Genomic DNA, 20,495 nt, shown 5'->3' on the forward strand with positions numbered 1-20,495 from the left:
CAGTAGTTAGGAGTAATATCATGTCCGCCAAATTACCCATAATAAAAGAACCCCACCCCCAACCCCTCCTCGCAAGCGAGGAGGAGAGACAAAGCATAGCTTTGGCAGGATGGGGTTCTTCGGGTTTAAGGAATCAAGCGGACATGATATTACTCCCCCCTGCTCCCCCTGCTTCCCTTGCCCCCTTCGCCTTAAAAATCCGTGATTGAACAACAAAAGAAAGAGCCACAAATTCCATACTTGACGCGCATCCAAATACTTGGGGCGATGGGAGCGACTGCAATCATTTTGTTGATAGTCGCCAAACTTTCGTTATACTTAGGCAACTTTTCCCTCCTTTCTTGGAAGTTGAACCAAAGAGAGTTGCTGTTGGGTGTAGGGTTAGGATTCGCCATTACCGCCTTAAGTGGCGTAACTTATCGCGTTTGGATTCCCTACCGTAAAAGTGCAGATTATTATTTAGAAATGGTACTGAAGCCCTTAGCCTTACCAGACTTAATTTGGCTAGGGTTACTACCAGGATTGAGTGAAGAATTGTTATTTCGGGGCGTAATGCTACCAGCTTTAGGCTTAGATCATTTGGCTGTCATTGTATCAAGTCTTTGCTTTGGCATTTTGCATTTTAGCGGTTCTCAACAATGGCCTTATGTGATTTGGGCAACAATTGTCGGGATGATATTCGCATATAGTGCCCTACTCACTGGCAACTTATTAGTGCCAATTGTCGCTCACATTATTACCAATTGGATTTCTAGCTATTTATGGAAAATGTCGCAATTACGACAATTAAAAAATAAATTTTGAGCTTGTAGGAATTAGTGCGTAGGCCTAGCCCGCACTTCTCTACGAACGGGAACAGTGTGTCGCAGACAGACGCTACGCGAACAATTAATGGTGAGTTCAGAGCTAACACTAATTGTCTTTAATTTTTAATTTTTAATTGGAGCGTTCGCGCAGCGTCTCGTAGAGAAGCGACTTGACAAGCTCAGTACAAGTTAGTGATTACCACAGGCATCGCACATTATCACTATCAACCATAGAGTAAATTACATGGTTTGAGCGCTCTGGCTAAATGCTTTTCGTGCAACACTTATAAAGTGTGTTATGTAATTGCAGCTACAGAGATTTTTAGTCAAGTAAGCTACAATAATATTCATCTAATACCAATTCACGAAAATTCTAATACATATAGATTTTTCGTAGGGGCATGGCAATGCCCAGTGGTGTCAACTTAAGCAGAAACATCCTTTAAACCTCGTTTACAGCCTCTGGCTGTAAATGAGATAATCTCTAAAAGCATATTCGAGACTGGTTTTACATTAAGTTGACACCAATGGACAATGGTACACCCCTACCAATGTATTTGTTTAATTACTAAACCGAAATTGTATAAAGCCCAACTCATTAGACCTCTTGCAGAATTGATTTTGGGTCTATTCTCGCACTTACTGCTGCTACGTGAACGGAAAAAAGTGAGTAATAAGCTTCTCTTTTGTCAAGAGGCTTAAAAGGCAACAAAAGCGTTGTGGGACATGGTGTAAAAGGTTAGTGCCTCAAAATACTCCCAAAAGCCAGTCCTTGTTTAATAAGTTTTGTGTAGAATCTTGGTGGTGAGGCTATTTACTTGATTCTCAATTGCAGCAATTCAGGTTTCATTTATGAATCAGTCTTTTTCTCAAAACCAAGCAAGACGAAATCGTCAACAAAGGCTGTGGCAACAAAAATGGAATTTAAAGACTAAAGCAGTTGTTTGGGCACTAAGTATCAGTATCCTGCCTGTGGTTGCAATTGGAACAGCTACTTATTACTACGGCATTAATTTAATTACCAAACAAATTCCGCAAGTAAGGCTTGAGAGTGCGGAAAGTTCAATAGAAACTGAACTTGGTCTACAGAGACAATTGTCACTGTTGTTAGGTGGTATGGGAGTAACAGCGATTTTGGCAGCTGCGATCGCTGTTTTTGTGACTAATCGAGCTATGAGTCGAGTCAGCAAAGCTGCTGCAACTTCTAATCTTATCAAAAACAAGCTACGTCCAGACAGTGAGTTTACTCAATATTTCATCGCTAACGAAGATGAATTAGTGATGTTAGAGAGAAACATAAACTTATTTACAGAGCTGCTTTCAGTTTTGATAAAGGAAAAAGAAGCCGAAGCTGATTACTCTCAACTATTGATGAAAATTACCCGGTGGGTTCGAGAATCATTCAATGAAGAAGACGTTCTCAAAACTACCTCAGAAGAAATTCGTAAAGCTTTAAACATTGATCGCATAACCATCTTTTGTTTTAACTCTAACTGTAATGGAACCTTTATCGCCGAATCAGTAGCGCCTGGTTTACCTAAAACATTAGGAATTACAGTCTCCGACCCTGATTTTGAAGCTGGGTATATAGAAAAATACCAAAATGGTTGCATTCGTGCTATTGATAATATCTATCAAGCCGATCTTAGTGATGCTGATATTGACTTACTGGAGCAGTTTGCTGTCAAATCTAATTTAGTAGCACCTATTCTCAAAGGCAAACAGTTATTCGGTTTATTGATTGCACATCAGTGTTCTAGAATTCGCTTTTGGCAGCAGTCTGAGATTGATTTGTTCGCTCAGATAGCCGTACAAGTAGGATTTGCTCTTGATTATACTAAGCTTCTAGAACAGGTTGATACGAAGGCAGATAAAGCTGAGGTATTTATTGAAATTACCCGCAGCATTCGGCAATCGCTCAACGAAGAGGATGTCATCAAAACCACCGTGGAAGAGGTTCGTAAAGCACTGAGTACTGACCGCGTGTTGGTTTATAGCTTTAACGCTGATTGGTCTGGAACTGTGATTGCTGAATCAGTGGTTCCAGGTTATCCCAAAGTTTTGCGGTCTGAAATTCAAGACCCATGTTTCGCTCAGGACTATGTAGAAAAGTATCAGTCTGGTCGTGTTCAAGCCACGAATAACATTTATGAAGCAGGTTTGCGTGATTGTCATATTAACCTGCTCCAATCCTTTGCTGTGAAAGCAAATTTGGTCGCACCCATTCTCAAAGATGAACAACTGTTTGGTTTATTAGTTGCACATCAATGCTCCAGACCCCGTGATTGGCAACAGTCTGAGATTGATTTATGTGCCCAAATAGCGATGGAAGTGGGATTTGCTCTCGACCATGCCAGACTCGTGCAACGAATCGAGGCTGAGAATGTGCAAAGTCAATTGCTGGCGGATACTATCGGTAGCATTCGCCAATCGCTCAACGAAGAGGATGTCCTGAAAACCACTGTAGAAGAGGTTCGTAAAGTACTGAGTACTGACCGAGTGATGGTTTATAGCTTCAATGCTAATTACTCTGGAACTGTGATTGCCGAATCAGTTGTTCTCACTTACCCAAAAGTTTTGCGATCTGAAATCCAAGACCTATATTTTGGTCAAGGCTATGTAGAAGATTATCAGTCTGGTCGTGTTCTAGCAATAAACAACATTTATGAAGCAGGTTTGACTGATTATCAGATTAGTTTACTCGAATCCTTTGCTGTCAAAGCAAATTTAGTAGCCCCCATTCTTAAGGATGAACAGCTATTTGGCTTATTAATTGCACATCAGTGTTCCAAACCTCGTGATTGGCAACAATCTGAGATTGATTTATTTGGCCAAATAGCGATGCAAGTGGGATTTGCTCTCGACCATGCAAGACTTTTGCAACGAATCGAAGCTGAAAGTAGGCGAAGTCAGTTACTGGTGGATATTACCCGCAGCATTCGCCAATCGCTTAACGAAGAGGATGTTATCAAAACCACTGTGGAAGAGGTTCGCAAAGGACTGAGTGTTGACCGAGTATTGGTTTATAGCTTTTACGCTAATTGGTTCGGAATTATAATTGCTGAATCAGTAGTTCCAGGTTATCCCAAAGTTTTGCGGTCTAAAATTTACGATCCTTGTTTCACTGAAAACTATATAGAAAAGTACCAGTCTGGTCGTGTTCTGGCAACAAACAACATTTACGAGGCCGGTTTAGCTGATTGTCACATTAACCTGCTCGAATCCTTTGGTGTAAAAGCAAATTTAGTAGCACCCATTATTAAAGATGAGCAGCTATTTGGCTTGTTAATTGCACATCAGTGTTCTGGCCCCCGTGATTGGCAACAGCCTGAGATTGATTTATTTACCCAGATAGCGATGCAAGTAGGATTTACTCTCGATCATGCAAGGCTGCTACAAGCGTATCAAGCTACTGAAGCGAACTCTAGTGTATAGCCCTTGTGGAAGAAGCAAGGGAGCAGGAAGAAGCAAGGGGGCAGGGAGCAGGGAGCAAGGGGAGCAGGTAGCATATAGCATATAGCAGTGTGTAAGGGTAAGTGAAAGGCTTGATGCAGATTCTTTTTCCCCTTTTCTCCCTGCTCCCTGCCCCTTGTCCTCTTTCTCCCTGCCCCCTGCTCCTTGTCCTCTTTTAACCCAAGTGCATTGAGCTTAGTGTAGTTTTTGACGAAGAAGCTGCTAGAGCGATCGCTAATGGTAAAATTCGATGTTCCTGTATTTGAATCCTGGCGTGGAGCGTTTCTGCTGTATCATCCGGCAATACTGGTACTGCGGCTTGCATCAATATTGGGCCACTGTCCATTTCTAAACAAGCTATATGCGCTGTACAACCAGTGATTTTTACCCCAGATGCTAAGGCTTGTTCAACAGCATGGATTCCCTTGAAACTAGGTAACAAACTAGGATGGATATTAATAATTTTATCAGGAAAGGCATCCATGAAAACTGATGTTAACAATCGCATCCAACCTGCCAAAATTACCCATTCCACATCGTAGTGCTGCAATGTCTGCACAATTTCCTCATCAAACTCTTCTCGACTTTTATAGTTGCGGTGATTCACTAAAACAGCTTCTACACCTCTATTGGCTGCTCTGACGGCTGCTTTAGCCGAGGGGTTATTGTAAATTAAAACTTGAATTTGGGCATTTAGCTGCCCATCTTGGATAGCTTGAGCAACTACATCAAAATTGCTGCCATTCCCAGAAGCCATAATTCCCAGTTTTAAAGGGGCGACTAGTTGACAATCGCTAATACTGGGAGAAACCAAGCTAGGGGTAGAATCAGGGCAAAGGGTCATAAACAGCTAAGAGGAAAAATTATAGATGCCAAAAATATATAGTAAATCGTGGTTGGATAACGATACAGTAGCTGCCTGGATGTTTCTCACGTAAATAGGTAAATTTTCATCATTTGATTTAGCAATGTCTTCTTCCATATTGCGATGTCTACGACGGGCTACGCCAACGCTTGATTAAATTTTGCTTATAATCTAGTCCGATTGATAGAGATAATATTCTAAAACTTGGTATAAAGGAAACAATACAGAGATTAAAGCCGCATAGGATTTGATCGCAGCATAGGTAAATTAAATGGCGAAGGTAGCGTTGCTGATTGGGGTCAGTGAGTATGAGCCAGGGCTAAACCCGTTGCCCAGTGCAGTTAGAGATGTGGAAGCAGTGTATGGTGTACTGCTGCATAGCGAGATGGGCGGGTTTGCCGCGTCAGATATTACCCTGCTAAAAAATCCTGAACGACAAGTTGTAGAAATGGCGATCGAAACGCTATTCTCTGGGCGGCACAAAGATGATTTGCTGTTGCTGTATTTTTCGGGACACGGCATCAAAGACGATCGCGGTAGGCTGTATCTCGCGACTCGCAACACCAGTAAGACGCCGATTGGAAACAACTGAGGCGAAGGCGATCGAAGATGAGGTGTTAGAACCGTACCGCAATGAGTTCCGCGAAAAACTCCAGCAGTATCAGCACGTGTTTACTGAACTACTGGAGCGAGACGAGACGATTACCGATCGCGATCGCCACGATCTGCAAAATCTCCAGCAAATTTTGGGGCTGCGGAATGAGGACACGATGCCGATTGAGGCACAGGTGGCTGCACGGTTTAAGACACATCAACAAAACCTGCAAACATATCAGCAGGCGTTTACAACGGCACTGCGACAGGAGTTTCCCTTGAGTACGGCAAGCCGCGATCGCTTACGGCAAACCCAGCAGCAATTAAAGCTTGCGAATGGAGATATTGCGGCGATAGAATGTCAGATTACGGCTGAGGTAGAGGCATATCACCAAAAACTCCAAGACTACAAACGGCTGTTTTTTACTGCCACGCAGCAAGAATATCCTCTCAGCGAGGCAACCCGGAATAATTTACGCCAACAGCAGCAGCGCTTGGGACTAGCGGATGTAGATGTTGCACCAATTGAAGCGCAAATCACAACACAGATTGAAAGCTATCATCAAAAGCTCCAGCAGTACGAGCAGGCGTTTGTGAAGGCGACGCAGCGCCAGCATTATCCAGATGAGGTGACGCGGAAACAGTTGCAGCAAACGTGGCAGACGTTGGAATTGAGTGAAGGAGATGTGAGTGCGATCGAGAAGCGGATTAATGCGGAGATTGAAACGCATCAAGCAAACCTGCGGCAATATGAGCAGGAGTTTACAAAAGCTATTCAGCAAGAATATCCGCTCAGTGCTATCAAACGCTCTCAACTAACGCAACGTCATCAAGCGTTGAATCTGACTGCTCGGAATGTGACTGCAATTGAAAATCGAATTGTGGCTGCGATCGAGGAACATCGGCAAAAGCTTCAGCAGTATGAAGAGGTGTTTAGAGAGTCGATGCAGTTTGAATATCCTCTTAGCGATGCTACTCGTGAAGAACTTAAGCGCTTCCAACAAATTTTAGAACTCAATGATGCGGAAATAGCTTCACTTGAAGCAATTATTATTCAATCATCTTCAGAAACAGAATCCCAGAAACAGCAAGAGAGAATCAGACAGCAACAAGAGGCAGAAAAACAACGACAAGAGGAAATAGTACGGCTGAAGCAGCAGGAGGCAGAAAAACAACGGCAGCGAGAGGAAGTAGAATATCGCCAAAAATTACAGCAGTATGAGCAGGAATTAATTAAAACAATTAAAGCAGGAAATTCCCTTGAGAGTGATGATGTTCGGCAGAGGTTAAGGCAATTTCAACAGACTCTAGGACTTAAACAAACGGACATCACTGCGATTAAAACCAGAGTTGTAGCAAGCCAAGAATTGATTAAACCTCCGATTCAGCAGCCAAGTTCTGTTCAATCTACTCAACCGACTCAAGAGCGAATAACCCGACAAAAGTTTTTGAAGTGGGCTGGCTGGGGAGGTGTAGGTTTGGTAATACCAGGGGTAGTAGGTACAATTATTAAGCAAATAAGAGTGACAACTATCTCTGTCGCTGAACCTAAATATATTCCCGTTAAGTTTGAAACGGTAAGGGTAGATGAAAAAGGACAGGTAATTAAACGATATCCTAACAAGCAAGCTAAGTTCTTTAAGGGGGACTTAGGTAATGGCATAACTTTAGATATGGTTGAGATTCCTGCTGGTTCATTTAAGATGGGTTCGCCACCCAGTGAAAATGGTCGAACCAAAGATGAAGACCCACAGCACGCTGTAAATGTGCCAGCTTTTTTGATGGGCAAGTTTGAAGTGACTCAGGAACAGTACCAGCAAATAATGGGTAGCAATCCGTCCTACTTCAAGGGCGCAAAACGTCCTGTAGAGAAAGTGTCCTGGAATGATGCAGTAGAGTTTTGCAAAAAGCTGAGTCAAAAGGCTGGGCGTAAATATCGCCTACCTAGTGAAGCAGAGTGGGAATACGCCTGTCGTGCAGGAACAACGACACCATTTCACTTCGGCGAGACGATTACAACTGAGTTAGCTAACTACAATGGGGATTACACCTATGCTTCTGCGCCAAAGGGCAAATCTCGCCGAGAAACCACAGAAGTAGGAACTTTTCCACCCAACGCCTTTGGATTATACGACATGCACGGGAATGTCTGGGAGTGGTGTCAAGATAGTTGGCATGACAGCTATAAAGGAGCGCCTAGTGATGGAAGTGCATGGATAGATAATGCTAGTCAATATCAAGTACTGCGGGGCGGTTCCTGGTTCAGCAATCCTATACTCTGCCGTTCCGCGTCCCGCTACAACGACGATAGGGCGGAGCGCGGCGACCACATCATCCTTATTGGTTTTCGTGTTGTCTGCGCGGTTGGGAGGACTCTTTAGCCCTTTATACTTTAGCTCTTTTGCGCTCTGCCCTTCTTTTCTTTACCCTTTTTGAGTGTAGCGAAGCGGAACGATCTAATTTTTTTTTGAAAAACACAGTTGTTGAAAAAGAATTCAGAAGTCAAAAAGTGACATGACCAGAGTTTATTTAGACACAAGCATTTATAATCGCCCCTTTGATGACCAAACACAGCCAAAAGTATTTCTAGAAACACAAGCTGTCATCTTAATTTTACAAATGGTCGAAGCAAAATTAATAGAATTAGTTAGTTCTTCAGTTCTAGAATATGAAAATAGTCGTAACCTTTTTCTTGTAAACCAACAGTCAATGGAGCAATACTTACAAATAGCTACATTGAGAGTATTGCTAGATGAAACCATTAGAGTGAGAGCAAAACAACTAGAACAACAAGGGATTAAAGCCATTGATGCTCTCCACGTTGCTTGTGCCGAAGCTTCTAAAAGTGATTAATCTCTTATCACTTGTGATAAGAGATTAATCAATCGCTGTCAACGTTTAACACTCAAAGCAATCAACCCGACTGATTTTATTTTGGAGATAGAAGATGACAATTAAAGTTATTAATGAACAGCAGAATTTACAAGAAGTAATGCAGATACTCTTTACACATTTAGAGCCATCCAAGGTAATGAAATTTTGGGCAGCTTGTAAATTAGGCGAAGGTGATTATTTACAACTAAAAGACAAACTGTTTGCTCAAGAGAATGTTGATAGTTTATATGAAAAAATTCAAGCCTATCAAGACATAGAGTGAAACTTGAAGAAGAATTCAGAAGCAAAGCCAGAGACGCTTCACCTACGTTCAGAATTAAGCCAACTAGAGATAATTATGAACCAAGAGCTTACTAAAGCGATGTCTCGAAATAGATTCGTTGCTCATATTTGGTTGCCTTTCTTGCAGAAATAATGCGCGTTAAATCATCACGATCTGTATGCCTTTTAGGTTAATAATTATTCACAAACTACAGTCGTGCAAGCAATTGAACGACTTTCTGGCTTAGGCTTAATTGTAATTTCTACATCATTACCTAAAATGTTTATAAATCTGATCAATCTATCTATTGAAAAATCTTTTAGTTTGCCTCTAGTTAAAGCAGATATTTTTGGTTGATCTATTCCAAGAACTTCGGCTGTTTGGGCTTGATTTAATTGGCGATTAGCAATAATTTCACTAATTTTGCGTGCAAGTTCTGCTTTAATTAAGCGCTCTTCAGGATTAGACAATCCTAGATCAGCAAAGACATTTCCGTTACTAATATAAACATCATTTTCGTTGCTCATTTTTTACTCCATTGTTTTTGCTATTTCTTGTAAATAATCTTCCTGAGCAACCTTGAGTCTCTTCTTAACTAAATCTATATCTTGTTTTGGTGTAGCAATACCGTGTTTTGATTTCTTTTCAAATGAATGTAATAGGTAAACAAATCCTGCAAATTTAACAGTGTAAATTGCCCTGTATGTATCTCCTTCAAAATCATCTACAATTTCTAAAACCCCAGTGCCTGTAAATCCATGCAAAGGTTTTGCGTCAGGATGCTTTTCACCATGTTGTGCTAAATCCAGAGCATAACCCATTACATCTTGCACATCTTCAGGGAAATCTTTTAAATCATCAAGAGCGCTTGCAATCCATTTGAGGGGTTTTTCTTGTTTTTTACTCATGTAATGCTAATTATGCTAATAATAGCATATTAAGCCAACAAGTAAGATAGTGGTATCAAAATAAGTCCATCACCAACTAGGTTACTTAAAGTATAAGCGATGCCTACGGCGGTCACTGAGCCTTGCCGAAGTGCTGTAAACTACGCACCTTCTGGGTTTTAATGCAAAACTTAGTTTAAAGACTCCAAGTAGAGATAATTATGAACCAAGAGCTTACGCAAGCGATCGCTAATGCTGGGAGAAACCAAGCTAAGGGTAGAATCAGGGCGTAGGGTCATAACAGCTAAGAGGGTTAATTTATAGATGCAAAAAAAATATACTAATACTAAGTCCTGGTTGGATAATGATACAGTAGCTGCCTGGGTTTTTCTCACACCAGCACTAATTTTACTAAGCGTTTTTATCATTTGGCCGATCGCCTATTTGTTTTACCTCAGTTTCACTGCTGGTAGCTTCACTTTAAAAGGTACTTATTGGATAGGTTTAAAAAACTATTGGCGCTTGTTAGCCAACCATGATTTTTGGCAAGTTCTGGGTAACACCTTTTATTTTACGGTTGCCACCATCATTCCCAGTTTAGTTATTTCCTTGGGACTAGCAGTGCTATTAAACCGCTCTATTCCCTTGCGGGGAATGCTGCGAAGTGCTTATTTTCTGCCTTCAATTATCTCACTTGTGGCAGCCGGTTTGGGATTTCGCTGGCTGTTTCAAACATCAGGTCCAGTTAACGGACTTTTAGCTTTTTTTAGCATTCCAGACATACCCTGGCTAGGAAACACATTTTGGGCAATGCCAGTACTTATTTTAATGAGTATTTGGAAACAATTAGGTTTCAATATGGTGGTTTTTTTAGCAGGATTGCAAGCAATTCCTCCCAGCCGTTATGAAGCAGCAGATTTAGATGGAGCAAATGCTTGGCAACAATTTTGGTATATTACTCTGCCCGGATTGCGCCCTACTATGATATTTGCAATCATCACTACCGCGATTTTTACATTGCGGAGTTTTGAGCAAGTTTTTGTGATGACTGGCGGTGGGCCACTGAATTCGACTAATTTGCTGGTTTACTACATTTATCAAGAGGCTTTTGGGCAATTTGATTTTGGTTATGCAGCAGCCGCCGCGACGGTGTTATTAGCAGTGACGCTGGTACTGGTTTATTTGCAACTACAAACCTGGGGAGAGGAGTAGAGGGGAGGGGGCAGGGGAAGCAGGGGGCAGGGGGAGAATTTTGGAAGTTGCTGAATTACCGTGTAAATATGCAATGTTAAAAAATTTAGTGCATTCAGTTAGAAACAGCTAGAGTTTTTACTTTTTTTTATATAGGCTGCGATATTCCCAAGGATTCACAAATTTAGTATCACTCCAAACGCCGAGCCGTTGTTCTTTGGCTTTAGCTTCGGCTTGTTGAACTAAGTCTTTGCTAGGACACTTGTTTAAATAAGGACGATAGACTTTTGCTAAACCTTCTTGCAGCAATACCTGTTGTACAAATGTGCCATTTTTTAAACGAACTTCAGCAATTTTGCGTCCATAGCGATCGCTATCTGTGATATTCAAAGTCACGCGATCGCCTCCTTGTTGCACAAGTTGTTGTACGCGTTCTTGGGCTTTGACACCCCAATTAAATTGATTGCGATCGCTACTGCGTTTACTCTGCTTTTCTTTGTTAGTATGAGCTATTTCTGGCGCATCTAGACAAGCAAAACGCACGGTAATATTTTTGCCAGTGGTATCTTTCACTACTAAAGTATCGCCATCACTGACTCGCTCAACTGGTTCTCCAAAATTACCAATAAAGCGATCGCAGCCAATCAAACCTAAAATTAGGATAGTTGCACAAAGCCAAAATCGCACTGGTTTAATTAATCTCTCCATCCAAAGTTACCTGATTACCTCATTACCTGTGTGGGATGATACTAGCAAAACGCAAAGATATATTTGTTAAGCTGCGACATACTGCCACAGGCAATTCCAAATGATAAGAGCCTCTGGCGGCACACTATAGAAAATGCGGATTAGTATAAGAATTGTAACCTTCCAATTGTCGGCGGGAATTTCTGATGAACTTCTTGACTCACGTTCTGCATTTAGCTGGTTCAGGTGCTTTTGCCTATTACTCTGCTGCTCAAATTCGTGATTCTAAAACCCGCCCTAACATCCTTGCGGGGTTTCAGTTGGCCGAATCTGGTTCTGTGCCGTTTTTATCTGCACTTAGCGATCGCGCTGCTGCCGAAGGCGATACATGGCTAGCCGAAAAACTAGCAAAACATGCATCAGATGAAACTAGGCATGGTAAAATTTTTGCCCACGCCTTACAACAGTTGAATAAACAAGTTATAGATTTTAAGGCTCAACCCCAAACTACATCTACAAAAAAATCACAACAGCGTAGTCCCTTTTTCGCAGCATTCTTTGAAGGCTACACTCAAGAACAGCTAAAACCGACTGTCATTGACTGGGATGTGTTTATGGCTAGCACATATATTCTTGAGTTAGATGCTAGTAAAGACTTTGCCCGAATGGCGAAAGTATTACCTGATAACGAGCCAACCTCTCGTAACTTGAAGTTAGGAATGCTTTGTATTGCTCAAGATGAAACTGGACACGCCGCTTATCTCTACGAAGCAATGATGCGACGGATGTCTGCTGCTAAAGTGCAACAACTCGTAGATATGTGGCGAACCCGCAAGGTAAACGCCCTGTTGGCAATGGTTGGTGGTATTCTCCAGCGTAATGGTGAAACGCGATCGCTAGTCCAAGATAGTGCGCCCTCAGAAATCGATTCTGAGTTGGTAGCTACGTAATTATAGAGCAAGCCTGAAAAAGGAAAGATTAAGCCCCCCTTAAAAAGGGGGCTTGGGGGGATCTTCCAAGGCAAAATATCACTATCCCAAGTGTATTGAATTATAGATATCCTTGAGTATCTAATGTTAAAAACTAACTATGAAAGCTGAAGCAGAAAATAATCTCAGGCTGACTTGTGAAGTAGAAACTACCCTAAAGGTGATTGGCGGACGCTGGAAAGTTTTGATTATTAGGGAATTAATGACTGGCGTTAAACGTTTTGGTGAGCTGCAACGGGCTTTACCTGGAGTTACGCAAAAGATGCTGACTCAGCAACTTAGAGAAATGGAGGAAGATGGCATTATTCATCGAGAAGTTTATCCTCAAATTCCGCCCAAGGTAGAATATTCTCTGACACCTTTAGGAGAAACTTTACAACCAATTCTTTATGCTATGCATGAATGGGCTGTTCAACATTTAGCTATAACAAATCACCATCAACATTAATTATAGTTGGATTCTACTACTCCCTTTTGCAATAGGATTATCTTGACTTTACTAAACTTGTTAAGACTTGATTTTGGATCATATCTACAACTTCTTGAAGTGTTTTTTCAGAAGTATTTATAATCGGAATATTTTTTAACTGTGCTTGTTGGTATAGGAATTAGCCCAGTTTTGCATATTACTGTTAACTAAGCCTGGTTGCTGTCGATTGTTAATTAAGCGATCGCGCATTATTTTAAGCCTCAGATGCACCTGATAAAAAAGAATGCTTGGGTGGTAAAGCAAGATGAGTCTTTCTTGCATCCAAATCAATACACTTGGTTTAAAGATTACTTGTGCAGATTTTATAGCAAAATAAAAATGTGTTTTTATTTTGATTTTATTCCTTATTTATTAATCATTATTTTTTAAATATTCAATCGCTGCCTCTAATTTTGAAGAGTAACTTTCAGCAAACCTTTCAAACCAAAGTCCTTCAGATGAAAGTGGATCTACTTTGGCTAACCATTCTTTTGCCTGTACTTTCAAAACCTCTAATTGTTTGGCTTTGAGTTGTTCTTGCCGAATTCGTTCTTGTTCTAATTCTTGCTGTCTTTTTAACTCAATAGCAGCATCCTCTTCTTCAAAATCAGCCTTAATTTCTGCCAAAAGATTATCCATCAAAGATGCCGATTTTGGCGATGATGGAATAAACGATTTGGGTGTGGCTGATTTTGACTGTTGCTGTTGTGGTTTTACTTCTTTGTATTCGGTTTGGAGTTCAGCTAACAGCTTATCAATGGAATCCATTTTTGCAATTCCTATAAATAGAAATAGTATGGCTAGTCATTAATGGCATTGAGTAGCACTTCCGATAGACTCAAATCTTCCATATCTTCCATAGTAATGGTGTCACAGATATCAAACTTAGCACCAGCACTTTGAAGTTCATCGTCTAAGACTTTGAGAAAGCGGGTAGCTTGTGGATCTGTGCCGACTTGAATGAAAGAAATAGCTAATTCTTCATCTCTATCGATACGACGAGAAGTTTCAATAATTACCTTCATGACTGCTTTGCGATCATCTGGTTCACCATCGGTAATCACTAAAATTGTTTCACCATTTGGCTTGGTTTGACCGGCTGCTTTGCGTTGAAGATAATCATCAGTTGCGTGTTTTAACACACCTGCCAAGTCAGTTGTACCAGAGGGATCATTTTCTCTGAAAATTTGTCCTACTATACTGGATGTCACATTTTCGTATCGCTTAAATTTCCCAGAGAATAAATAAATAGTGATGCCATCTGGATCAAATTGCTCGCACTTACTAGCTAAAGCTAAAGTAGATTCCTGTGCTGCAAACCATCTACTTCTACCGCCCTTTTGATCTTGGGTTGCCATGCTGCCACTTTTGTCGATAATTAAGGTATAGTCACGGTTTTCTAGCATTATTCATTTCTCCATTTAAGAGCCAATATTTATTAGACTTTGGGCTGATAGATGCATTAGTCAGTTATTGCGTTTGTTAATACATCTACAAGGCTCATTTCTTCTAAGTCATCTAAAGTAACTGTGTCGCAAATATCAAATTTAGCGCCGACACTTTGCAACTGGTCATCCAAAGCTTTCAGGAACTTAGTTGCTTGGGCATCTGAACCTACTTGAATGATTGAAATTGCTAATTCTTCATCACGTTCCATCTGGCGAGTCGCATGAATAATTACTTCAAACACAGCTTTGCGATCGTCTGGCTCACCATCGGTGATGACTAAAATCGTCTCTCCGTTTGGCTTGGTTTTACCAGCAGCTTTGCGTTGAAAGTAGTTATTAAGCGCATCTTGAAGTACACTTGCTAAGTTTGTTGTGCCAGCAGGGTCATTTTCGAGAAATATCTGTGCGACTTTGGCTGAGGTGACATCATCGTAGCGTTTAAATCTACCAGAAAACACATAAACAGTGATGCCATCGGGATCAAACTGTTCGGCCTTTCTTGCCAAAGCGAGAGTAGACTCTTGAGCTATTTCCCATCTACTTCTACCACCCACTTGGTCGGGTGTGGACATACTACCACTTTTGTCAATGATTAATGTGTAGTCGCGATCGCTCATCATAATATTCCTATGATTGTTACCCTGTGATTCTAGTCTAGTCTACGAATTTGACGATACAGCAAGCCTTTTAAGGTTTCGTATCAATTCTACTAGTCAAAAAAACTACGCTACAGATGATAAATGCGTTGGCGTACGCCGTAGGCATCGCCTACCCTCTTTCTTCGCGCAGAGAACAAAAAAACAACTATTTGACCCCTTCTGTACCACTAAAGGTCAATATAATTCGTAATTATTTCGTTAGCTAAATACCTCCACTTCTTCAGGAACCTTCATTTGGTCGAGAATTCTCCAAATTTCCTGTAACATAGGCTCTAACCCGGTGCGGGTAACTGCTGAAATTACAAAGACTGGCGCATAGGAAATATGATTAAGTTGGGTAGCTAACGCCTCCAAATCGACAGTTTCCCGATCAACTGCATCAATTTTGTTCAGCGCCAAAATTTGCGGGCGTTCTGTTAAACCCCGTCCATAAGCTTGTAATTCTTCCTTAATTGTGTTGTAATCTCTAACCACATCATCACTAGTGGCATCAATCAAGTGAAGTAGCACTCGCGTACGCTCGATATGGCGCAAGAAATCGTGTCCCAGCCCAGCCCCGTGAGCCGCGCCCTCAATTAGTCCGGGAATGTCAGCGAAAACAGTACCATCACCAGTAGGTTTCCGCACTACACCCAAATTTGGGATCAGGGTAGTGAAAGGGTAGTCTGCGATTTTGGGACGTGCAGCTGATAAAGATGAAATTAAAGTAGATTTACCAGCATTTGGTAAACCAATAATTCCAACTTCTGCCAAAAGTTTTAACTCCAGGCGCAGCTGCTTTATTTCCCCTGGCAATCCTGGGAGGGCGTATTCTGGAGCGCGGTTACGGTTACTCAAGAAATGCTGATTTCCTAGTCCCCCTTTACCACCTTGAGCAATCAACAAAGTCTGCTTAGGCTCAATTAAATCCCCTAGCACTTGGCCAGTTTCAGCATCATAAATGGTTGTACCACAGGGAACTTCGATAATTAAATCCTTTCCTGCTGCTCCAGTGCAGTTATTTGGCCCGCCACGAGTCCCTTTTTCTGCCTGAAATCGATGGTTATATCTGAAGTCCAACAAGGTTTGTAGGTTTTCGTCGGCAACGAAAAATACCGAACCGCCTCTTCCCCCATTACCACCAGAAGGACCACCAGTCGGCACATATTTCTCTCGCCGGAAGGCGACAATACCATCGCCGCCCTTACCAGCTTCAACTTCAATTTTTGCTTGGTCGATAAATTGCATACTTAGATAATAATGAGGAGTGAGGAGTTAGGAATTAGGAGTTAAAAATTATAACTCCTCACTCTTTACTTTAACTAAATATATGGTGAAACATCTTCACCGCATTTATCTGCCAGATAAGAGAGGGCGCGGAAACGTAAGCCCACTAGTTGCTCATACAAGGGGTTAATTTTACACATCGGCGGTATGTGGACAATTTTGCGTCCAAATAGGGTGACATCCCGCTCAAAGGGACACTGGGAAGGAATCATTTTACACAAAAAGCGGGCTACTCTTGGGTCTTGGATATCTAGCCCATCTAGCCAGTCTCGTAGGGGGTGTAGTGCATCAATTTGACGTTTTGTAAGTGCAGGGCTGGAGATAGTAGAGGTGGTAACTTGCTGTGGATGTTCTAGGGTGTGGCGAAGGGCTTCTAGTAAATCCTCTGGCTGTCCTAAGACTTGGCAGAACTGATGCAGAACCTGATCTTCGCTGGGAGAATAAGTACCATCTGCGATCGCTACCATCACTGCTGTCCTTAAGAAATTTTCTGCGGGTGGTGTACCTTTACCCAACACTGCGGCTAATTCTTCTGGTGTAATTACCTCCAGTGATTCGCATTTAATCTTAGGAGCTAATTCATTTTTGGTGATGCTGGCAATTAATTCTTGTTCTTGGGTATCAAAATTACCATCTGCCCAAGCAATGGTGAGCAGTCCACGCAACCAAGCGGCAATCTGTTCGTTGCTGTAGGGGGATTGAACGGTACTTGTCATAAACTCACGTCTCAAGCTTTCCTCAGTCACTACTAAACTACCCTACCCAGCAACTATGAAGATAGTGGGGCAGCACAGAAAAATCAAGAAAGCGCGTAGACGTAGCCGCCTCAAGAAATAAGCCAGAGAAGTTTTCAAATCGCAATAGTCGCTCTTAGGGTAAAATCCATTTGAGAGTGAACTTGAGAATTTTTTCTACTTAAACTGAAAAGGAAGATTTAATCTGTGTTGTGGAGGTATTGATGAATAAAACCAAAGTTCACCTCGGTGTCATTCAAGAAACACTACTAATTACCCTCTGGGCTAGAGCTTGTGAGCTTCAAGCAGCAGATCCAATTATAGTAGATCCTAAATCATCTGAGATTCTTGCAGCGCTCGACTACGAATTTGATAAATTTACTACTGCTAAATCTTCTCAGATAGGCTGTTGTTTACGAGGAACTATCCTCGACAACTGGGTACGTACCTACCTCAATCAACATCCGCAAGGTTCTGTTATCGAGATTGGTGCAGGGCTGAACACACGCTTTGAGCGAGTAGATAACGGCAAGGTTTGCTGGTTTGACATAGATTTACCGGATGTCATGGTTCTACGACGACAGTTTTTTGAGGAAACAGAACGCCGTAAATTAATCACGGCTTCTGTCCTAGATACGAATTGGATTGAGCATGTCAAGTCCACTACTAAACAACCTGTTATGTTTGTCGCCGAAGGCGTGTTGCAGTATTTCAATGAACAGGAAGTGAAACTATTGTTTGCGAATCTTTTGCAATATTTTCCTGGTTCATGGTTTGCCTTTGATTCCTTGTCACCGCTAATTGTGAAGAATCAGAAACACCATGACTCACTCAAATACACTTCGGCAAAATTTGATTGGGGTATCTCAAATATTCATAAGATTAAAGACTGGGATTCGCGTTACGAAGTAATGGAAGTCTGTAATTATGCCAATCTACCAGCTAAATATCATCGACGTTTTTCTTTAATAAATCGTTTACTTATGTTATTTCCTCCCCTGTGTGATTCGTCTCGTTTGGCATTAGTTAAATTAGGTTAGCTCTAAGCAATTAAGGTATACATAATGTTTTTATTTGGTATTGAGCATGAAGTCGCTTTTCTAAACAAAGAAGGAAAGTTTGCTGATTTTTCCCACACCAAATTTGCTGATTTCAATCAAATTATTGAAAAGCTACCTACATACCCCAGCGACTATCCTCAACTGCGCGTCGGGGATGCGGGTATTAAGATGAAGAGATGGTACATTGAGGGATTTGAAAGATTTGCAGATTCCCACAAAGTGATAGACTGTCATGCTAAAGGTATCGAAATTAGAACGACTATACATTCTAATATTCAAGGCGCTATTACTGAATTATCAGAAAGTTTTGACTTATTACGTGAGGTTGCTGCGAACTTTGGTTTCTCACCAGTTTTAGCCAGCTTTAATCCATACAATCCGGTTTTTGAACCTCATCCCCCATTAAACGATTACGAAATTAAAGAGCTACAGGCTTATCCTGACGAACAAACTGCTAATATTCACATGGTATCTTATGGTCCAGATTTAAATATTTCAGTGGCAAATTTATCTACTGAAGATGTGATTGATATTGGTAGAAAGTTAACTTATTACAGTCCTTATATTGTTCCTTTTAGTTATAGTTCCCCTTTTTATAAAGGAGGTTTATGGGATGGTTTATCGGTACGAACATTTATCAGGACCGGAAAAAGACCAGCGACTCTGGTTTTTATTGATAAACAAGAACAACTGATTAATAGCATACCTTCCTTAACAAAAATTGCCCGCATTCCGGCGGAAGTGGGACGCATTGAATTTAAGGCTTGTGATAGCTGTGATGACTTTTCTATCTATGCGGCTTTGTTAACATTATTGAAAGGTTTGGTGTTAGATGAAACTTTGCTGGGTAGAGCAACTGTACCCGATGCAATGTTACACCAAGTTTCGGCAAAAGAAGGGTTTGACAATGAGGATATTTTTGGGAATGCGACAAAAGTGTTGCAAGCAGCCGAAGTTGCTTTAGGAAACGACTCAGATGTTCATTATTTAACGCCTTTAAAAGTAATGCTGACGAAGCGAAAAACAAGATCCCATGAATTAATAGAAATGTTCCATCGCCTAAGTTCCATAGAAGAAGTAATAAGACAGACTTATCAAGTTTAAAATAAATTGGCAATGGGGACTCTTAAGGGATGTTTGAAAAGTTATTCAGGTTGTCTGCAATTAATAAAAGTTGCGTCAAGGGCAGTGGCAATTTTTACAAAACCTCACTTGTAAGCGAAATATGATGCATAGATGGGCTACGCCTGTGCTGATTGCTTCACATTTTATAACAGGCATTGACTATCCTTGTCTCAAAAGGTCAATTTTTACCAAGTTGGTTGCAGAAACCAAAATATATTTATTAAGTCGATATACCTGGAGACTGATTTTATTATAACTAAAGATATAGTAAATTTCATTCTATAGATTGATGCAGGCGTTAGCATTTTCAAAGTACAAGTAGAAACAGGGAACCTTGAAAGAAGATTGTCAATATAAAAACGTAATGATTTTGCTAAAGAATTAAGGTGGTATTTACTTATTATCCCTTAACTATTTCGATGCAGAAATCCTAAGACAATTTCTTCGTCAGGTTCGCTTATAAAGAACTTTCAGATTGAAGGGTAACTGGCTATTTTTATTATTGCTCTTTACCAAGTAAAATGCGATCTGTTGCTATTTCAGTGAAAGTTCTGCGTTGTTAAAGCTGTTATCGAGGATTTCAAATGAAAATTATTGCTTCTGTCTTAAATCCAGTACGCTTCCTAGTTGTGGCTTTTACTTGCGCCTTACTATTGTTATCTAGTGCTTTTCCTGCTTTTGCGATCGATAGCTACCAAAGTGACCCTACCGAAGCTACTACACAACTGCTTGACATTCAGGCAAAAACTGACGAAGCCGGTAAAGCACCACCAATAGGATTGAGAAAGACTCAAAAGGAAACTAACGAAGGACTTAATGAGGTTCAGGGAGCTGCTGATATTGATAAGCAGAAGCGTCCAGAAAATTCCCAGAGTGCAACTTCAGTGGAAGAAAATATAAAGAATGCATTGGGGAAAATTACAGGTAACAACTAAATTAATAGTTCTAGTAATTTTTCGATAGTAATGGGTGATTGCGTAAAAGCAATCACCCATTACTAATTAGTACTGTTAACGTGGTAACTACAATTTAATTATAAAAATATGTTGTCCCTGAGCACCTATAGTGAAACTGGGTTTGGATAGTTTTGATTAATTTGATTAA

The 20,495-nt window shown here is 40.9% G+C and carries 21 protein-coding genes; 12 read left to right on the forward strand and 9 right to left on the reverse strand.

Translation table 11 applies throughout. From position 1 onward, the window contains the following. The first annotated feature begins 201 nt into the window (after window positions 1-201). On the forward strand, window positions 202-804 hold the full coding sequence (locus H6G26_RS06700) for a CPBP family intramembrane glutamic endopeptidase (RefSeq protein ID WP_190728502.1): 603 nt from the start codon (window positions 202-204) through the stop codon (window positions 802-804). 854 nt (window positions 805-1,658) lie between these two features. Beyond that, on the forward strand, window positions 1,659-4,241 hold the full coding sequence (locus H6G26_RS06705) for a GAF domain-containing protein (RefSeq protein ID WP_190728503.1): 2,583 nt from the start codon (window positions 1,659-1,661) through the stop codon (window positions 4,239-4,241). Window positions 4,242-4,434: 193 nt separating this feature from the next. Here H6G26_RS06705 and purN read toward each other — a convergent pair whose 3' ends face one another. Then, the gene (gene purN / locus H6G26_RS06710; RefSeq protein ID WP_190728504.1) at window positions 4,435-5,103 is read right to left on the reverse strand and encodes a phosphoribosylglycinamide formyltransferase; all 669 of its coding nucleotides are present in this window, start codon (window positions 5,101-5,103) and stop codon (window positions 4,435-4,437) included. 292 nt (window positions 5,104-5,395) lie between these two features. Here purN and H6G26_RS06715 point away from each other — a divergent pair, with 292 nt between their 5' ends. The 4 genes from H6G26_RS06715 to H6G26_RS06730 all read left to right on the forward strand — a co-directional run bounded on the left by H6G26_RS06715 (window position 5,396) and on the right by H6G26_RS06730 (window position 8,875). Next, window positions 5,396-5,716, forward strand: a complete 321-nt coding sequence (locus H6G26_RS06715) for a caspase family protein (RefSeq protein WP_190728505.1) — start codon at window positions 5,396-5,398, stop codon at window positions 5,714-5,716. Further along, the gene (locus H6G26_RS42395; protein WP_242053614.1) at window positions 5,703-8,099 is read left to right on the forward strand and encodes an SUMF1/EgtB/PvdO family nonheme iron enzyme; all 2,397 of its coding nucleotides are present in this window, start codon (window positions 5,703-5,705) and stop codon (window positions 8,097-8,099) included. Before H6G26_RS06715 ends, H6G26_RS42395 begins: the two co-directional genes overlap by 14 nt. A gap of 133 nt (window positions 8,100-8,232) precedes the next feature. Next, the gene (locus H6G26_RS06725; RefSeq protein ID WP_242053615.1) at window positions 8,233-8,571 is read left to right on the forward strand and encodes a PIN domain-containing protein; all 339 of its coding nucleotides are present in this window, start codon (window positions 8,233-8,235) and stop codon (window positions 8,569-8,571) included. A gap of 94 nt (window positions 8,572-8,665) precedes the next feature. Continuing rightward, window positions 8,666-8,875: a hypothetical protein gene (locus H6G26_RS06730; protein ID WP_190728506.1), complete on the forward strand. Its 210-nt coding sequence runs from the start codon at window positions 8,666-8,668 to the stop codon at window positions 8,873-8,875. A gap of 197 nt (window positions 8,876-9,072) precedes the next feature. Here the strand turns inward: H6G26_RS06730 and H6G26_RS06735 are convergent, their stop codons facing one another. Both H6G26_RS06735 and H6G26_RS06740 read right to left on the reverse strand, forming a co-directional pair. Then, the gene (locus H6G26_RS06735) at window positions 9,073-9,402 is read right to left on the reverse strand and encodes a helix-turn-helix transcriptional regulator (RefSeq protein ID WP_190728507.1); all 330 of its coding nucleotides are present in this window, start codon (window positions 9,400-9,402) and stop codon (window positions 9,073-9,075) included. Window positions 9,403-9,405: 3 nt separating this feature from the next. Continuing rightward, window positions 9,406-9,783: a type II toxin-antitoxin system RelE/ParE family toxin gene (locus H6G26_RS06740; RefSeq protein WP_190728508.1), complete on the reverse strand. Its 378-nt coding sequence runs from the start codon at window positions 9,781-9,783 to the stop codon at window positions 9,406-9,408. Between the two features lie 303 nt (window positions 9,784-10,086). On the opposite strand from H6G26_RS06740, the gene H6G26_RS06745 reads away from it, so the two are divergent. After that, window positions 10,087-10,974, forward strand: a complete 888-nt coding sequence (locus H6G26_RS06745) for a sugar ABC transporter permease (protein WP_190728509.1) — start codon at window positions 10,087-10,089, stop codon at window positions 10,972-10,974. Window positions 10,975-11,091: 117 nt separating this feature from the next. Here H6G26_RS06745 and H6G26_RS06750 read toward each other — a convergent pair whose 3' ends face one another. Further along, entirely contained in the window at window positions 11,092-11,661 is a 570-nt protein-coding gene (locus tag H6G26_RS06750) for a thermonuclease family protein (RefSeq protein WP_190728510.1), read from the reverse strand. A 185-nt stretch (window positions 11,662-11,846) separates the two neighbouring features. Between H6G26_RS06750 and H6G26_RS06755 the strand changes: the two genes are divergently transcribed. Beyond that, window positions 11,847-12,590, forward strand: coding sequence for a ferritin-like domain-containing protein (locus H6G26_RS06755; protein ID WP_190728511.1), 744 nt, complete (start codon window positions 11,847-11,849; stop codon window positions 12,588-12,590). A gap of 139 nt (window positions 12,591-12,729) precedes the next feature. Further along, complete coding sequence (locus tag H6G26_RS06760) at window positions 12,730-13,077, forward strand: helix-turn-helix domain-containing protein (protein ID WP_190728512.1); 348 nt, start codon at window positions 12,730-12,732, stop codon at window positions 13,075-13,077. A 393-nt stretch (window positions 13,078-13,470) separates the two neighbouring features. On the opposite strand, the gene H6G26_RS06765 is transcribed toward H6G26_RS06760, so the two are convergent. The 5 genes from H6G26_RS06765 to H6G26_RS06785 form a co-directional block, all read right to left on the reverse strand. Beyond that, window positions 13,471-13,866, reverse strand: coding sequence for a hypothetical protein (locus H6G26_RS06765; protein WP_190728513.1), 396 nt, complete (start codon window positions 13,864-13,866; stop codon window positions 13,471-13,473). A 32-nt stretch (window positions 13,867-13,898) separates the two neighbouring features. After that, window positions 13,899-14,504, reverse strand: coding sequence for a VWA domain-containing protein (locus tag H6G26_RS06770; protein ID WP_190728514.1), 606 nt, complete (start codon window positions 14,502-14,504; stop codon window positions 13,899-13,901). A 56-nt stretch (window positions 14,505-14,560) separates the two neighbouring features. Continuing rightward, window positions 14,561-15,166, reverse strand: a complete 606-nt coding sequence (locus tag H6G26_RS06775) for a VWA domain-containing protein (protein WP_190728515.1) — start codon at window positions 15,164-15,166, stop codon at window positions 14,561-14,563. Between the two features lie 237 nt (window positions 15,167-15,403). Next, complete coding sequence (gene obgE, locus H6G26_RS06780) at window positions 15,404-16,432, reverse strand: GTPase ObgE (RefSeq protein WP_190728516.1); 1,029 nt, start codon at window positions 16,430-16,432, stop codon at window positions 15,404-15,406. A 74-nt stretch (window positions 16,433-16,506) separates the two neighbouring features. Then, on the reverse strand, window positions 16,507-17,187 hold the full coding sequence (locus H6G26_RS06785) for a Mo-dependent nitrogenase C-terminal domain-containing protein (protein WP_190728517.1): 681 nt from the start codon (window positions 17,185-17,187) through the stop codon (window positions 16,507-16,509). A 242-nt stretch (window positions 17,188-17,429) separates the two neighbouring features. Here H6G26_RS06785 and H6G26_RS06790 point away from each other — a divergent pair, with 242 nt between their 5' ends. The 3 genes from H6G26_RS06790 (at window position 17,430) to H6G26_RS06800 (ending at window position 20,326) form a co-directional block, all read left to right on the forward strand. Then, on the forward strand, window positions 17,430-18,245 hold the full coding sequence (locus tag H6G26_RS06790) for a class I SAM-dependent methyltransferase (RefSeq protein WP_190728518.1): 816 nt from the start codon (window positions 17,430-17,432) through the stop codon (window positions 18,243-18,245). A gap of 24 nt (window positions 18,246-18,269) precedes the next feature. Further along, window positions 18,270-19,370, forward strand: a complete 1,101-nt coding sequence (locus H6G26_RS06795; protein ID WP_190728519.1) for a glutamate--cysteine ligase — start codon at window positions 18,270-18,272, stop codon at window positions 19,368-19,370. Window positions 19,371-19,975: 605 nt separating this feature from the next. Beyond that, window positions 19,976-20,326 carry a hypothetical protein gene (locus H6G26_RS06800; RefSeq protein ID WP_190728520.1) on the forward strand — a complete coding sequence of 117 codons (351 nt, stop codon included), beginning with the start codon at window positions 19,976-19,978 and terminating at the stop codon, window positions 20,324-20,326. Window positions 20,327-20,495: the final 169 nt, after the last annotated feature.

Source organism: Nostoc sp. FACHB-888, assembly GCF_014696655.1.
Lineage (GTDB): Bacteria > Cyanobacteriota > Cyanobacteriia > Cyanobacteriales > Nostocaceae > Nostoc.